We start from the raw sequence: 15,368 nt of genomic DNA on the forward strand, positions 1-15,368 counted from the left end.
GAGGACGTGGCGACTTCCCCGGCCACCGCGGAGAGGGGGGGTCAGGGGAGGTGGCGGCGGACGAAGTCGAGCTCGACGCGCATCTGCCGCACCCGCTCGTCGTCCAGCAGGGACCCGTGGCCCGCGTCGTAGCGGTACGTCTCGTGCACCGCGCCGCGCGCCTCCAGCCGGGCGAGGTAGTTCTCGATCTGCCGGATCGGGCAACGCGGGTCGTTCTGCCCGGCCAGCACCAGCACCGGCGCACGCACCGCGTCCACGTGCGTGATCGGCGAGGAGTCGGCGTACTTGCCCGGCACCTCCTGCGGGGACCCGCCGAAGAGGGAGCGGTCGAACGCCTTGAGCCCCTCCATCTCGTCCTCGTACGCGGCGACGTAGTCGGCGACCGGCACGGCGGCCAGCCCGACGGCCCAGCGCTCCGGCTGGGTGCCCAGGCCCAGCAGCGTCAGGTACCCGCCCCAGGAGGCGCCGGCCAGCACGAGCCGCTCCGGGTCGGCGATCCCCGCCGCGACGAGGTGGTCGGTGACGGCGGCGACGTCGGCCAGTTCGGTGTGCCCCACGCGCGCCTCCAGCGCGTCCCGCCACGCCGAGCCGTACCCGGTGGAACCGCGGTAGTTCACCTGCACGACGGCGAAACCCTCGTCCACCCACGTCGAGGCGTACGCGCGGAACGCGTCGGTGTCGTGGGCGGTGGGGCCGCCGTGGACCTCCACGACCAGGGGCAGCGGGCCCGTGGCACCGGGCGGCCGGCGCAGCAGCGCGTGGATGCGCCCGCCCTCGCCGTCGACCTCCACGTCCTCCACCGGCACCGACTCCGGGGCGGGTTCGCCGGGGGCGCGCAGCAGCACGTCCCCGGCCAGGGTGCGCACCGCCGGGGGCCGCTGCGCCGAGGACCACGTCAGCCACACGTCGCCGTCGGGGCGGGCGGTGGCGGCGCCGACGCTGCCGCTGCTCGGGCCGATCCGCTCCACCTCGCCGGTGGCGAGGTCGACGCGGTGCAGCAGGGTCCGCGCCTGGTGGTCCACGAGCACGACGAGGCCGCGGGCGTCGCGGGTCCACTCCGCACCGGCCACCTCACCGGGCACGCCCAGCACGACGGGCGTCTCCTCCCCCGTCGTGACGTCGAGGACGAGGAGCTCCGCGCGGCCGGCGCGCTCGTGCTCCACGAGCAGGCGCGCATCGCCCGGCACGGGCGCGAACGCGACGGGGGCGACCCCCCTGCCGGGGCCGTCGGACAGCTCGCGCACCGTCGAGCCGTCGGCCAGGCGCACCACCCGCAGGTCGGGGTGGCGGGAGTCGCCGCGCTCGGAGTGGGAGATCGCCACCCACTCCTCGTCGGGGGACAGGTCGCCCACCCAGGCGTCCTCGCGGTGCGCGTACAGCAGCCGCGCGTCACCGCCGGGGCCGTCGACGACGTGCAGGCGGGTGCCGTGCTCGTCGTCGCTGCCGCCGACCACGACCACGCCGCTGCGCCCGATCGCCAGCCCCGCCGGGTACGCGGCGGGCAGGCCGAGCGGGTCCTCGACGCCCTCACCGGGCCCGGAACCGAACGGCTGGCGCCGCCACACCCCGAACTCGTCGCCGGCGGTGTCGTCGAACCACCACACGAACTCCCCCGCGGGGTCGATCGTGGCGCTGGAGGTGCCCTCGGGGCGGTCGGTGGTGCGCCGCAGCTCGCCGGTGCCGGCGTCGAAGGAGTGCACCTCCAGCACGCCGTGCACGGTGGCCTCCACGACGCAGCGGCCGGGCGCGTCCTCGGCCCACTCGGGCAGCCCGACCCGGCCGGCGCGGAAGCGCCGCTCCCAGACGGGGACCTCGGGGGCGGGGTTCTGCTGCGGTTCGCTCACCCCGCCGATCGTGCCACGGCTCCCGTCCGGGCCGGCTCAGCCCGCCGCCACCTGCGCCGGGAGCAGGCGGTGCAGCACGTCGGCGAGGGTGACGACGCCGTGGACGGTGCCGTCGCGGGTGCCGTCGCCGGTGACGACGGCGAGGTGGTTGCGGGTCTCCCGCATGGCCGTCAGCGCCGCGTGCACGGTGGTGCTCCCGGCGAGGGTGAACACCGGCCGGGCGAACGGCGCCACGGGGGTCGCGTCGGGTTCGGTGAGGGTGTCGCGGACGTGGACGACACCGGTGACGCGGTCGGGGGCGCCGACGAGGACGCGCAGGTGCCCGGTGCGGCGGGTGACCTCGCGCACGTCCCCGGCGGTCGCACCCACCGGCACCACGCCCAGCGGAGCACCGGGCCGCAGCAGGTCGCGCACCGTCATCCGCTGCAGCTCCAGGGCGCCGGAGAGCTGCGCGGAGAACCGCGCGTCGAGGGCGCCGACGTTCGCGGAGTGCTCCAGCAGGTGGCGCAGCGAATCGGGGCTGTGCCCGGCCGCGACCTCGTCGGCCGGTTCGGCGCCGGCGCGGCGGACGAGGGCGTTGGCGGCGGAGTTCAGCAGCTTCAGCACCGGCCGGAAGACGAGCATGAACGCGCGCATCGGCAGCGCCAGCAGGACGGCCGAGCGCTCCGGGTGGGCGATGGCCCAGGACTTCGGGGCCATCTCGCCCACCACGAGGTGGACGAAGGTCACGACGAACAGCGCGAGGACGAAACCGATCACGTCGGCGGCCACCGGTGGCAGGCCCACCCCCTCGAACAGCGGGGTCAGCCAGTGGTGGACGGCGGGCTTGCTGATCGCGCCCAGGGCGAGGGTGCACGCGGTGATGCCGAGCTGCGAACCGGCCAGCAGCACCGTCAGCTCCGAGGAGCTGCGCAGCGCGGCGCGGCCGGCGGCGGTCCCGGCGGCGTCCTCCAGGCGGTGCCGCTTGGCGGCCAGCAGGGCGAACTCGACCGCCACGAAGAACGCGCTCAGCGCGACGATGACGACGGTGGCGGGGACCACGACCCACGGGTCGTCGCTCATCGGGAGCCCTCCCGTCCGGTGGTGGTGGTCGTCGCGGCAGGCAGTTCCAGGCGCACCCGCGAGGGGACGTGGCGCTCGACGGCGAGGACCGCCACGTGCAGCACACCGGGCTCGGCGTCCTCGTCGCGGGCCAGGTCGGCCGGGTCGACGGGCAGCTCGACGTCCAGCGCGGCGCCCTCGGCGGGCAGGCCGCCGTGGGCGGCGATGACCAGGCCGGCGATCGTCTCGTAGTCCCCGCGCGGGAGGTCCACGCCGAGGGCCCGCTCGACCTCGTCGACGTGCACCTCGCCGGACATCTCCCAGACGCCGTCGCCCTCGACGGGCACGTACTGGGGGCGGGCCTCGTCGTGCTCGTCGGTGATCTCACCGACCAGTTCCTCGGCGAGGTCCTCCAGCGTGACGACGCCGGCGAAACCGCCGTGCTCGTCGACGGCGCAGGCCAACTGGTTCCTCGTCTCCCCCAGCCGGCGCAGCACGTCGGGCAGCGTCGTGAGGGTGGAGACGACCAGCGCCGGGCGCGCGATCGCGGTGACCGGGGCGGTGTCGGGTTCGGTCGTGGTGAGCAGGTCGGCCAGGTGCACGACGCCGACCACGTCACCCGTGCCGGCGGCCACGACGGGGTAGCGGGAGTGGCCGATCGCCATGAGCGCCCGGACCAGGCCGAGGTCGTCGGTGTCGGTGACGACGTCCACCCGGGAACGGGGGATCATCGCGTGCTCCACGTCGCGCTGCGGGAAGTCGAGGATGCGGTCGAGCATGACGGCCAGTTCCGCGGGCAGGTCACCGCTCTCGCGGGAGTCCTCCACGATGTGCTCCAGGTCGCGCGCGGTGGCGGCGTGCTCGACGTCGTGCACCGGCTCGATGCGCAGCACCCGCAGCAGCGCGTTGGACGCCTGGTCGAAGACCCGGATCAGCCAGCCGAACACCTTCAGGTAGGCGAGGGTGAAGCGCGCCAGCCGCGTGGCCACCCGCTCGGGTTCCGCGATGGCGTAGTTCTTCGGGAACAGCTCGCCGAACAGCATCTGCACGAACGTGGACAGCAGCAGCGCGAAGGCGGCGCCGACGCCGAGGCTGACGGCGGTGGGGACACCGGCGCCCCCGAGCAGCGCGCCCAGGGACTCGCCGATGAGCGGTTCGGCGACGTAGCCGACGAGCAGGCCGGTGACGGTGATGCCCAGCTGCGCGCCGGAGAGCATGAACGAGGTGCGCCGGGTCACCGCCAGGGCGCGCCGGGCACCGGCGTCGCCGCCTTCCGCCCGGGCGCCCAGCCCGGAGCGGTCCACCGACATGTAGGCGAACTCCTGGGCCACGAAGTAGGCGGTGACCGCGGTGATGAGCACGACCACCAGCACGCCCAGGAGGAGGGTGAGCACGTCCGTCACCGTCCGTGCACCCCCTCGGCGGTGCGGGGGCGCGCGGGCCGCCCGGTGACGGGGCGGGTACTCGGAGGGTCTTCGGAACGATCGTCGTCGCGCACGGCGGCGGCGGTCCTCTCCTGGTTCTCGACGGCGGGTGTCGCCCGGCTCAACGGAGTGCGGTGCGACCGAGTTCCCGAGGCAGCGCGAACCGGGTGGTGACCCGGCGGGCGAACGCGACGTGGTCGGGGGCGCGGCCGGCGAGGTCCCCGAACCCGGCGGCGCCCAGCAGCCCGTCGTCCAGCTCGAGCAGCTCGGCGGCGCGCAGCGGCCACGGCTCGTGCTCGTTGGCGATCCACCGGGTGCGCCCGCGGCGGGCGACGTGCAGGCCGTAGCGGGCGCTGACGAACGTCGCCACGTCGTCGGGCGCGGCGAGCGGTCCCCCCTCCCGGACGGCGACCCGGCTGCTCGCCCCGGCGCGGGTGCGGCACGTCCACAGCAGCTCGCGGGCGCCGCCGCGCACCCGCACGGCGTGGCGCATGAGCGACCACCGGTACGGCAGGGCGAACACCGCCCGGGCGCCGAGCACGACGGCGAGGCGGGAGGCGTCGAGGCTGGCGAACACCACGCCGCGCCGGCCGGCGTCGTCCACGGAGTAGAACCGCACGTTCGTCTCCAGGAACGTGCCGAGGTGCGGCACCGCGGGCAGCCCGCCCGGTGCGGCGCCGCGCAGCGTGAACGGCAGCAGGCCCACGTAGGTGACCCCGTCGAGGACGTCGGGGCGCGCACGGGGGGGCAGGTGGGGCGCGACGCGGGCGGGGTCGACGGCCCAGTGCAGGAAGGCGACGTCGTCCCAGTGCTGGTGCATCATCGCCGCGCCCGCCAGCGGCGGCGCGGTCGGCGAGGGCAGGCGCTCGATCACCGCACCAGGGTGGCGCCGGTGGGGCGCCGCGGCGCGCGCAGCCCCCGTACCGCACTCCGGGTGACTTGGTGTGAACGGTGGGTCACGGGCATCTAGAGTGCGGCGAGACCGTGGAGAGGGGGCACGACGTGCCGGACGCCGACCGCGCGCTGCGCCTGCCCGCGGAGGCCGGCAGCGCGACCCGCGCCCGCCACCACGTCCGGCGCGCGCTGGCCGGGACCGTGCCGGGGGACGTCGTCACCGACGCCGAGCTGTGCGCCAGCGAACTGGTCACCAACGCCGTCCTGCACGCCCGCGGCGCGGTGGACCTCCTCGTGGCGGTCACCGGCGGGCGCGTGCGCCTGGAGGTGGCCGACTCCTCCCCCGTCGAGCCGCAGTGGGTGCCGCGCAGCCTCACCGCCACCACCGGCCGCGGCCTGCGGCTCATCACCGCCCTGAGCACCGCCCGCGGCACCGACGTGCACCGCGACGGCACCGGCAAGACCGTGTGGTGCGAGCTGAGCACCACCGGCAGCGCGCCGGGTGCGCCCGGCGAGGGGGGCGGTGACGGCGTGGACTCGCTGATGGCCGCCGAGTGGGCCTCCGTCGTGGCCGACCTGGCGCCCGAGCCGGCCCCGGCCGGCGAGCCGCCGGCGCAGGGACCGCCCGTGCGGCTGCTGCGCTACCCGCTGCGCCGCGGGGTGCGCCTGCGCGAGCACCGCGAGGCGGTGCTGCGCGAGCTGCAGCTGCTGGGCCTGGCGGACGCCTTCCCCGACGCGCCCACGGCGGAACTGGGCGGTGACGTCGCCGACCTGCTGGACGCCGAGTACGGCGGGCACCTCAACGCCGCCGAGGCGCGCAAGATGGCCGCCCTGGCCCGGGGGCTGGAGTGCGTGGACCTGGAGTACCCGCGCCGGGCGGACCACCTGCGGCTCGTGCTGCACTGGCGCGCCCGGCTCGCCGAGCTCCAGCGCGCCGCCCGGGCCGGCCTGCTCACGGCCGTCGAACCCCGCGACGTGGCGGAACTGGCGCGCTGGATCGTCGACGAGTTCGAGCGGCAGCTGCGCGGCGGCGACCCGTCCCCCTGGGCCGGCCCCCTGGACTGACCCCCTGCACCGACCCCGCCCCGGGCGGCGTGTGATCCGCGCCCCGGACCGGGTAGGGACCGGGTGTGAGCAGCGGCGAGCGCGGCAGGACCCGGCACGTCGAGCGGTCCCGGGCCGTGGTGTGGGTGTGGCCCGGCGTGGCGGGCGCGGTGGCGCTGGCGGCCGCGCTCGTCCTGGCGCACGTGCGGCCGAGGGAGCAGACGCTGCTGTCCCGCATCGCGTGGCCCGGCGGCACCGACGCCGCCGCCACGATGCTGCAGGCGATCGTGGCGGCCTCCATCAGCGTCATCACGCTGACGTTCTCCCTGACGGTCGTGGCCCTGCAGCTGGCCTCGCAGCAGTTCTCCCCGCGCCTGCTGCGCGACTTCATGCGCGACCCGTGGACGAAGGCCGTCCTGGCGGTGCTGGTCGCCACGTTCGTGTTCTCGCTGACGACCCTGCGGGGCCTGCGCTCGGACGCGTCGCCCCCGGCGGCGGCGCTGTTCGTGGCGTTCGTCCTGGGCACCACGTCGATGGCGGCGGTGCTGGGGTTCATCCACCACCTCACCCGCATGCTGCGGGTGGACACCATGATGGTCACCGTCCACGACGAGGCCCTGACGGCGATCGACACGTTCTACCCCTCCCTGGACGACCCCCAGCGCCGCACCCCGGACGACCTGGACGCGGACTGGGCCGCGGGCACGGGCATCCCCGCCGTGCGCAGCGGGTTCGTGCGCGTCGTGGACGTCGAGGCCCTGGTGGGCGCCGCGCGCGAGCACGACGCGCTCGTGTGGATCGACGTCCGCCCCGGCGACCACGTCGTCACCGGTTCCCCCCTGGCGACCGCGTGGGCGCCAGGGCTGGACGAGCGGGGACGGGACGCGCTGGCCGGCCGGGTGCGCGACGCGGTGGCCCTCGGCTACGAGCGCACCGTCGAGCAGGACGCCGCCTTCGGCTTCCGCCAGCTCACCGACATCGCCGTCAAGGCCCTCTCCCCCGGCATCAACGACCCGGTCACGGCCGCGCACTGCGTCGGGTACGCCGCCGACCTGCTGGTGCGCCTGACCGGCAAGCAGCTGGGCCCCACCGTCCACGAGGACGACGACGGGGTCGCGCGGGCCGTCGTGCCCGACCGGGACCTGCGCTACTACCTGGACCTGGTGTGCGGGCAGGTGCGCCGCTACGGCGAACGCGAACCCACGGTGCTGGCCGCGCTGCTGCGGATGCTGCGCGACGTGGCCACCGCGGCCCGCACGCAGGAGCAGCGCCAGGAGGTCGAGCGGCAGGTGCGGCTCGTGCTGGCCGAGCTGTCCGACGCGGTGGTCGACGCCGACGCCGAGCACGTGCGCGACCTGGCAGAGCGCGTCCGCACCGCCGCTGCCGGGGACGTGCGGGCCGCCTACCGCGACCGCGCGGGCGAGACGCGGTCGATCTGAGCGCGCCGGTCCCGCGATGATGGCCCGGTGACGGACCCGGCGGTACTGAGCGGCGACACCGCCCTGGCAGCGGCGCGCCTGTTCGACGGGCTGCTGCGCCGCACCCACCTGTCGGCGCCCCACGACGTCGCGGACGTCGTCGCCGAGGAGCTGCACGGGGCGCTCGGCGCGGACGGCGTGCGGCTGTGGCTGGCGGACTACGAGCACACGGCGCTGGTGCGCGTCCCCGGCCGGTGGTCCCCGCAGGGCGCCGAGCAGCCGGTGGAGGGCTCCATGGCCGGGCGGGCCTTCACCAGCGCCGCCGTCGTGGGCGCCCCGGCGGCGGACGCCGACGGCCGTGCCCGCCGGCGGCTGTGGGTGCCGCTGCTCGACGGCACCGACCGCCTCGGGGTGCTGGAGCTGACGCTCCCCCTCGGCGGTGGGCGGGGGCGGGTCCCGCAGGACGTCCTGGACGTGTGCGAGCGCTGCGCCCACCTGGTGGCGATGGTGGTGGCGAGCAAGAACCTGTACGGCGACGTGTTCACCCGCCTGCAGCGTTCCGAGCCGCTGACGGTGGGCAGCGAGCTGGTGCGCGCGATGCTGCCGCCGCAGACGTACGCCACGGACGGGCTGGTCGTCTCCGCGGCGCTGGAACCGGCGTACGACAACGGCGGCGACGCCTTCGACTACGCCGCCAACGAGGAGGGCCTGCACCTGGCCGTCTTCGACGGCATGGGCCACGGCCTGGCCGCCGCCGCGGTGACCACCTTCGCCCTCGCCGCCTACCGGCGGGCGCGGCGGTCCGGGCTCGGGCTGCTGGAGACGTACGCCGAGATCGACGCGGCCGTGGCGAGCCAGTTCGGCGGGGAGCGGCACGTCACCGCGGTGCTCGCCCGCCTCGACCGCACCGGCGGCAGGCTGTCGTGGGTCAGCGCCGGGCACCCCCCGCCGCTGCTGCTGCGCGACGCGCGGGTCGTGAAGACCCTGCAGGCACCGCCGGCGTTCCCGCTGGGCTGGCGGTTCGGGGGGTCGGTGGCGGTGGCCGAGGAGGTGCTGCAGTCGGGCGACGCGGTGCTGCTGTACACCGACGGGCTCATCGAGGCCCGCCGCGACGGCGGCGGCCTGCTGGGGCTGGAGGGGCTGTCCGACTTCCTGGAGCAGCAGGCCGCCGCGGAGCAGGCCGCCTCCGAGACGCTGCGCCGGCTGCGCCGGACGATCCTCAGCCGGCCCGGCGTGACCCTGCGGGACGACGCCACCGCCCTGCTGGTGGAGTGGAGGCGCGGCAGCGAGCACCGGTTGCTGCCGTAGACCGCGCAGGGGTGGCGGCCGGGGGCCGTGGAGCCCCGGCCCCGGTGAGCCCGCTCCCCCGGGGACGCCTCCGGCAGCGCTGGGCACCGAGTGATCCACGGACCGTGATCAACGGACTGTGGTCCCGGCCCGGCGGGAGGGGCAGACTGGCGGTCGTGAACGCAGCAGAGGTCCAGCAGGACGGCGGGCACGAGACGGGGCCCGAGGACCTGCTCGGTGCGCTCGCGCAGCTGGCCCGCGACCTGCAGCGGGTGGTCGGCACCCGGGACACCCTGCAGAAGACCGTCGCCGCCGCGATCGCGATGATCCCCGGCGCGGAGGACGGCTCCATCAGCGTCGTGAACGCCCGCGAGCAGATCGAGTCCTGGGCCGCCTCCGGCGACCTGCCGCGGACCGTGGACGAGGTGCAGGGCGAGGTCGGCCAGGGCCCCTGCCTGGACGCCGCCTTCGAGGCCGAGGTCGTCGAGGTGCCCGACATGGCCGCTGAGGAGCGCTGGCCCGGCTTCGCCCGGCGCGCGAGCGAGGCCGGGGTGGGCAGCATGCTGTGCCTGCGCCTGTACGTCTCCGGCGACGACCTGGGCGCGCTGAACCTCTACAACCGGGTCCCGCACGCCTTCACCGAGGAGTCGAAGTACACCGGGATGCCGTTCGCCGCCCACGCGGCCGTGGCCCTGGCGCAGGTGCAGCAGCGCCAGCACCTGCTCACCGCCATCGACAGCCGCGACGTCATCGGCCAGGCCAAGGGCATCCTCATGGAGCGCCACAAGCTCAGCAGCGAGCAGGCCTTCCACCTGCTGACCACCGCCAGCCAGCACCGCAACGTGAAGCTGCGCACCATCGCCGAGGAACTCGTCTTCAGCGGGCAGCTGAAGGGCCCGCACGGCACCGCCTGACGCGGCCGCCGGACCGGGGCGCGGCGGCGGGGCGGTCCTGCACGCACGGTGCAGGACGTGCAGGACCTCACCCGCGGCCGCGCCCGGGCACGACGACGAGCCGGCACCAGCGAAGCACGGCCCGGCGCTCCCGACCCGTCCGGAACAGGCCCCCGCCGCACCGCCCGGGGGCAGCGGGTCGGAGGTGGATCCCCGCCGCTTCCGCGTTCCGCGGGGCGCCGACCCCGCCGGGGGAACATCATGGGGACGTGCGCGCCGACCCCCCCGGTCCTGACGAGGACCTGCTGGACTTCGTCCGGCGGCACCACCTGCTGCCCCCGGGCGAGCAGGTGGGCGTGGTCCTGCACGACGCGCAGGGTGGTGTGGTCTCCGCCGACGCGACGGCCCAGCGGATGCTCGGCCTGGACCTGGAGCAGCTGCGCGGGCGCGGACTGGCCGACCCGCGCTGGGCGTGCGTGGACGAGGGCGGGCGGCCCGTCCCGCTGCAGGAGCTGCCCGCGGTGCGGGGCCTGGCCTCGGGCGAGGCGGCGCGGGTGGTCCTGGGGGTGCACCGCCCCACGCTGGACCGGCTCGGCGAGCGCATCTGGCTGGACGTGGAGTGCGAGCCGCTGCTCGGGCCGGGCGGCGGGGCACCGCACGCCCTGGTCTCCATGATGCGCCCGGTGCGGGGCGAGCGCGCCGCGCGCCTGCAGCTCGCCGACGCCACCCGGCTGTACCGGACGGTGGCGGAACGGGCCGCGGACGTGGTCACCCTGCTGAGCCCGGAGTCGGTGATCGGCTGGATCTCCCCCGCGGCGCACGCGGTGCTCGGCCGGCACCCCCAGGACCTGGTGGGCACGTCCCTGCTGGACCTGCTGCACCCGGAGGACCGGACGCGCGCCGAGGAGGACCGGGCCGACCTGCTGCGCTCGGGGTCCTCGAACAGGGCGCGCAGGCTGTTCGTGCACCCCCGGGGGCACCTCGTGCACGTCGACGCCTCGGTCAGCGTCGTGCGCGACGAGCACGGCGTCCCGGTGCAGCTCGTGGGGATCCTGCGCGACGTCTCGGCGCAGGTGCTCGCCGAGGAGGAGCGGGACCGGGCGGTGCGCCGCTTCGAGGTGGCGATGCGCTCGGCGGGCATCGGCATGGTGATCGCCGACGCCACCGGGCGGTGGCTGGAGGTCAACCAGGCGATGGCCGACCTGCTGGGCCGCAGCATCGAGGAGGTGCTGGAGACGGACTTCCGTGCGGTGACGGCCGAGCAGGACCGGGCCGCGGACGAAGCCACCTACCGCCGCATGCTCAGCGGCGAGATCGACGGGGACGTGGCCGAGAAGCGCTACCAGCGCCCCGACGGCACCCTCGTGTGGGCGCGGCGCACCATGGTGGTGGTGCGCGACGCCCACGGCGCACCGGAGCACTTCCTCGTCCAGGTGCAGGACATCACGGAGCAGAAGCGGGCGCGGGAGCAGCTCGCCACGCTGGCCGTGACCGACACCCTGACCGGGCTGCCGAACCGGCTGCTGCTCAGCGACCGCCTCACCCACGCCCTGGCACGGGCCAAGCGCGAGGGCACGGGCGTCGGGGTCGTCTTCTGCGACCTGGACCTGTTCAAGCAGGTCAACGACACCCTCGGGCACGACGCCGGCGACGAGCTGCTGCGGCGGGTCGCGGACCGGTTGCGGCACACCGTCCGCGACGAGGACACCGCCGTGCGCCTCGGCGGGGACGAGTTCGTCGTGGTGTGCGAGGACGTCACCGACAGGGCGCAGGTCCAGCGGTTCGCCGACCGCCTGCGCGGGGTCCTGCAGCAGCCGTACCTCATCGACGACCACGAGCTGCAGATCACCGTCAGCATCGGGCTGGCGGTGGGCAGCGGCCCCAGCGCCGAGGTCCTCCTGCAGCAGGCCGACGCCTCGATGTACCGGGCCAAGCACTCCGGACGTCCCCACGACGAAGCCGCCGCAGGGGACGACGGCGGGCCGGCCGCCGACCACGTCGCCCTCGAGCGGGAGCTGCGCGACGCCCTGACGTCGGACGAGCTGCTGCTGCACTACCAGCCGGTCGTCTCGCTCACCTCGGGCCTGCTGCACAAGCGCGAGGCGCTGGTTCGCTGGGCCCACCCCCGCCACGGCCTGCTCCTGCCCGACGCGTTCCTGCCGCTGGCCGAGCGCGGCCGCCTCATCACGGCCCTCGGGCTGTGGGTGCTTCGGCGTGCCTGCCTCGACGCCGCCCACTGGCCGGACGACGCCACCGTCGCCGTCAACGTCTCCGCGCGCCAGCTGGCCCGCGCGGACTTCCACGAGCAGGTGCGCGGCGCCCTGGACGAGTCCGGCCTGCCCGCCGAGCGCCTCTGCCTGGAGATCACGGAGTCCTCCGTGCTGCAGGCCTCCGAGACGACGCTCGCCTCGGCGCACCGGCTCGTGGAGCTCGGCGTCACGCTCTCCCTGGACGACTTCGGCACCGGGCACTCCAGCATCACCTCGCTGCACCGGCTCAGCCTGCAGGGCCTGAAGATCGACCGGTCGTTCATCGCCGACCTGCCCGCCAGCCCCCGGGTGGAGGCCCTGGTCGACGGGCTCATCCAGCTCGGCCGCGGCATGGGGCTGGAGGTCGTCGCCGAGGGGGTGGAGACGTCGGAGCAGGCGGCCTGGCTCGCCACCCACGGCTGCCCGCTGGGGCAGGGGTTCCTGTTCGGGCGTCCCGGCGGAACGGTCTGAACCTCCTCAGGACGTCACGAAAGCACTACCCTCCGCAGGGACAAGGGCGTCCCACCCGGAGAAGGTCGTCATGCACCACGGCACCGCAGCCGCCACCGTCGCCACCCTGCTCACCACCGCCCTCGCCCTGGCACCCACCGCCACCGCCGCGCCACCACGCGCCGTCGTCGTGCCCTGCGGGGCGGTGCTCACGAGCAGCGTGCGCCTGGCCGCCGACGTGGGCTGCCCCGGGGGGAACGGCATCACCCTGGCCGCCGACGGCATCGAGCTGAACCTCAACGGGCACGCGATCACCGGGCCCGGCGCGGCGCCCGGTGAACGGCGTGACGTCGGGGTGCGCGTGCGCGCGCAGGACGTGGTCGTCCGCAACGGGACGGTCGGCGGCTGGTCGATCGGCGTGCTCGCCGGCACGGACCCCTACGAGGAGGACGAGGAGGGTCCGGTCAGCGCGGTGGTCCGCCAGGCGCGCCTGGAGGGCAACTCCTCCGGCGTGGAGGTCCGCCGCGAGGGGGACGTCGAGGTCCGCAGCACCTGGTTCGTCGGCAACGGGCTCGGCGGGTACGCCCTCACCGGTGGCCGCCTGCTCGTGGAGCACTCCACCGCCGACCGCAACGGCAGCGGTTTCGCCTCCTTCGAGGTCGACCGGGACGGGCTGGTCGTGCGCGACACCGCCGTGCGCGGCAACAGCGGCGCAGGTGTGGCCTGCGGCACCGACGGCCACGCCGTCCTGGAACGCACCACGCTCCAGCGCAACGGGGTGGGTCTGGACGCGTTCCTGTGCAGCGCCCGGGTCAGCGACTCGGCGTTCGTGTGGAACGGGCGGCACACCTCGGCGTACCTGGTGGACCGCGACACCGTGGAGGTCACCTGCACCACGTTCACCCGCGACGGCGGCCCGCTGACCTTCGAGACCGAGCCGTGCGCCACCGGCGGGGCGGGCGTCTCGGGGACGATGCTCCCCTGGGAGACCGCGCCCCGCTGAACCGTGGGGCGCTGGGGAAGCTCCGCGAGCAGCCGGGAGCCGTCCGCACGGTGCGGAGACGACGGAGGGGCCCGGGCCACGTGGACCGGGCCCCTCCCTACCGTGGAGGTCGGGGTGTCAGGATTTGAAACTGCGGCATCTTCGTCCCCAACGAAGCGCGCTACCAAGCTGCGCCACACCCCGTGAGCAACCTGGACAAGAGTACCCGACGCCGGGGGGTGCCCCGCACCGGGTCGGCACCCACCCGGCAGCCGGGCCGCGTCAGCGCACCGGCACGAGCTCCAGCAGCGTCGCCTCCGGCCGGCACGCGAAGCGGAACGGCGAGTACGGCGACGTGCCCAGCCCCGCCGACACGTGCAGCCACGCGTCGTGCCCGCCCGCCGACCAGCGCGACAGGCCCTTCACCTGCTCGCGCGGCAGGTCGCAGTTCGTCACCAGCGCCCCGTAGCCCGGCACGCACACCTGCCCGCCGTGGGTGTGCCCGGCGATGAGCAGTCCCGCGCCGTCCGACGTCATCGCGTCCAGGGTCCGCCGGTACGGGGCGTGCGTGACCCCCACCGTCAGGTCCGCGTCGGCCGCGGCGGGGCCGGCGACGTCCTCGTAGCGGTCGTAGCGCAGGTGCGGGTCGTCCACGCCCACGAACTCCAGGTCCACGTCCCCCACCCGCAGGCGGCCGCGGGCGTTGTCCAGGTCCAGCCAGCCCGCCTCGCTCAGGCCCCGCACCAGGTCGTCCGTGGGCAGGCGGGTGCCCTGCACGTCGTCCGGCGCCGACTTGCGCCACAGGTACGCCGCCCAGTTGCGCGGCTCCGGCGCCCAGTAGTCGTTCGAGCCCAGCACGAACACCCCCGGGCGGTGCAGCAGCTCCCCGTACGTGTCCAGCACGGCCGGCACGGCGTCCAGGTGGGCCAGGTTGTCGCCGGTGGTGACCACCAGGTCCGGTTCCAGGTCCGCCAGGCCCCGCACCCACTCCCGCTTCGCCCGCTGGCTCGGCACCAGGTGCAGGTCCGACAGGTGCAGCACCCGCAGCGGCGCCCTCCCCACCGGCAGCACCGGCAGCACCGCGTGGCGCAGCGCGAACGCCCGCACCTCGTAGCCGGTGGCGTACGCCACGCAGGCCGCTCCGGTGAGGGCCAGGCCCCCGACGGCGAGGGCGGCGGGCTTCAAGGCGCTGTGCTGCGGCATCGCCCCATCCTGGCACCGCCCGCCGCCGTGAACCCGCTGGACTCCGGTGGGAGGATCGACCCCGTGAGCCTCAAGGACACCCTGCAGACCGACCTGACCACCGCCATGAAGGCGCGCGACGAGCTGCGCTCCGCCACCCTGCGCATGGTCCTCACCGCGGTCCGCGGCGAGGAGGTCGCCGGCAAGTCCGCCCGCACCCTCGGCGACGACGAGGTGGTCACCGTGCTGCAGCGGGAGGCGAAGAAGCGCCGCGAGGCCGCCGACGCGTACGAGGCCGCCGGGCGCACCGAGCAGGCCGAGCGCGAGCGCGCCGAGCTGGGCGTCGTCGAGGCGTACCTGCCCACCCCGCTGTCCGACGAGGAGCTCACCGAGCTCGTCGACGAGGCCGTCCTCATCGCCTCCGGCGAGGGCCTGACCGGGATGGGCGCCATGGGCGCCGTCATGTCCCGCCTCAAGCCGCAGATCGCCGGCCGCGCCGACGGCAAGCGCGTGTCCAGCGCCGTGCGGGCACGCCTGCAGGCCTGAAGCCCCACCCGGGGCCGGGGACGACGACGGGGGGGGGGGGGGGGGGGGGGGGGGGGGGGGGGGGGGGGGGGGGGGGGCGGGGGCGGGGGGGGGCGTCCCCGGCGGGCGCCGCGC

Annotated in this window: 12 protein-coding genes and 1 tRNA gene; 7 read left to right on the forward strand and 6 right to left on the reverse strand. The window is 75.8% G+C overall.

Features of this window, described 5'->3' with window-relative positions; all coding sequences use genetic code 11:
* Positions 1–41 precede the first annotated feature (41 nt).
* From ACRYR8_RS15685 to ACRYR8_RS15700, 4 genes are all read right to left on the reverse strand, one after another.
* Positions 42–1,853: a S9 family peptidase gene (locus ACRYR8_RS15685; protein WP_432484424.1), complete on the reverse strand. Its 1,812-nt coding sequence runs from the start codon at positions 1,851–1,853 to the stop codon at positions 42–44.
* Positions 1,854–1,880: 27 nt separating this feature from the next.
* Positions 1,881–2,906: a hemolysin family protein gene (locus ACRYR8_RS15690; protein WP_432484354.1), complete on the reverse strand. Its 1,026-nt coding sequence runs from the start codon at positions 2,904–2,906 to the stop codon at positions 1,881–1,883.
* A complete protein-coding gene (locus ACRYR8_RS15695) occupies positions 2,903–4,288 on the reverse strand; it encodes a hemolysin family protein (protein ID WP_432484352.1) in 1,386 nt (461 codons plus the stop codon). The genes ACRYR8_RS15690 and ACRYR8_RS15695 overlap by 4 nt, the downstream gene beginning before the upstream one ends.
* A 142-nt stretch (positions 4,289–4,430) precedes the next feature.
* Positions 4,431–5,183 (reverse strand): YqjF family protein, encoded by a 753-nt coding sequence (locus ACRYR8_RS15700; RefSeq protein WP_432484350.1) that lies wholly within the window; start codon positions 5,181–5,183, stop codon positions 4,431–4,433.
* Positions 5,184–5,293: 110 nt separating this feature from the next.
* Here ACRYR8_RS15700 and ACRYR8_RS15705 point away from each other — a divergent pair, with 110 nt between their 5' ends.
* The 6 genes from ACRYR8_RS15705 to ACRYR8_RS15730 all read left to right on the forward strand — a co-directional run bounded on the left by ACRYR8_RS15705 (position 5,294) and on the right by ACRYR8_RS15730 (position 13,547).
* Positions 5,294–6,268 (forward strand): ATP-binding protein, encoded by a 975-nt coding sequence (locus ACRYR8_RS15705; protein ID WP_432485464.1) that lies wholly within the window; start codon positions 5,294–5,296, stop codon positions 6,266–6,268.
* Between the two features lie 65 nt (positions 6,269–6,333).
* Positions 6,334–7,686 carry a DUF2254 domain-containing protein gene (locus ACRYR8_RS15710; RefSeq protein WP_432484346.1) on the forward strand — a complete coding sequence of 451 codons (1,353 nt, stop codon included), beginning with the start codon at positions 6,334–6,336 and terminating at the stop codon, positions 7,684–7,686.
* Between the two features lie 27 nt (positions 7,687–7,713).
* Positions 7,714–8,973: a PP2C family protein-serine/threonine phosphatase gene (locus ACRYR8_RS15715; protein WP_432484344.1), complete on the forward strand. Its 1,260-nt coding sequence runs from the start codon at positions 7,714–7,716 to the stop codon at positions 8,971–8,973.
* A gap of 155 nt (positions 8,974–9,128) precedes the next feature.
* A complete protein-coding gene (locus ACRYR8_RS15720; RefSeq protein WP_432484342.1) occupies positions 9,129–9,866 on the forward strand; it encodes a GAF and ANTAR domain-containing protein in 738 nt (245 codons plus the stop codon).
* Between the two features lie 248 nt (positions 9,867–10,114).
* A complete protein-coding gene (locus ACRYR8_RS15725; RefSeq protein ID WP_432484340.1) occupies positions 10,115–12,565 on the forward strand; it encodes a sensor domain-containing protein in 2,451 nt (816 codons plus the stop codon).
* 70 nt (positions 12,566–12,635) lie between these two features.
* Entirely contained in the window at positions 12,636–13,547 is a 912-nt protein-coding gene (locus ACRYR8_RS15730) for a right-handed parallel beta-helix repeat-containing protein (protein WP_432484338.1), read from the forward strand.
* Between the two features lie 109 nt (positions 13,548–13,656).
* On the opposite strand, the gene ACRYR8_RS15735 is transcribed toward ACRYR8_RS15730, so the two are convergent.
* Positions 13,657–13,730, reverse strand: a tRNA-Pro gene (locus ACRYR8_RS15735).
* Positions 13,731–13,808: 78 nt separating this feature from the next.
* Positions 13,809–14,729, reverse strand: coding sequence for a metallophosphoesterase (locus ACRYR8_RS15740; protein WP_432484336.1), 921 nt, complete (start codon positions 14,727–14,729; stop codon positions 13,809–13,811).
* 63 nt (positions 14,730–14,792) lie between these two features.
* Here ACRYR8_RS15740 and ACRYR8_RS15745 point away from each other — a divergent pair, with 63 nt between their 5' ends.
* A complete protein-coding gene (locus ACRYR8_RS15745) occupies positions 14,793–15,254 on the forward strand; it encodes a GatB/YqeY domain-containing protein (protein ID WP_432484334.1) in 462 nt (153 codons plus the stop codon).
* Positions 15,255–15,368 lie beyond the last annotated feature (114 nt).

This window comes from Kineococcus esterisolvens, assembly GCF_050871405.1.
In the GTDB taxonomy this organism is placed as follows: Bacteria; Actinomycetota; Actinomycetes; order Actinomycetales; family Kineococcaceae; genus Kineococcus.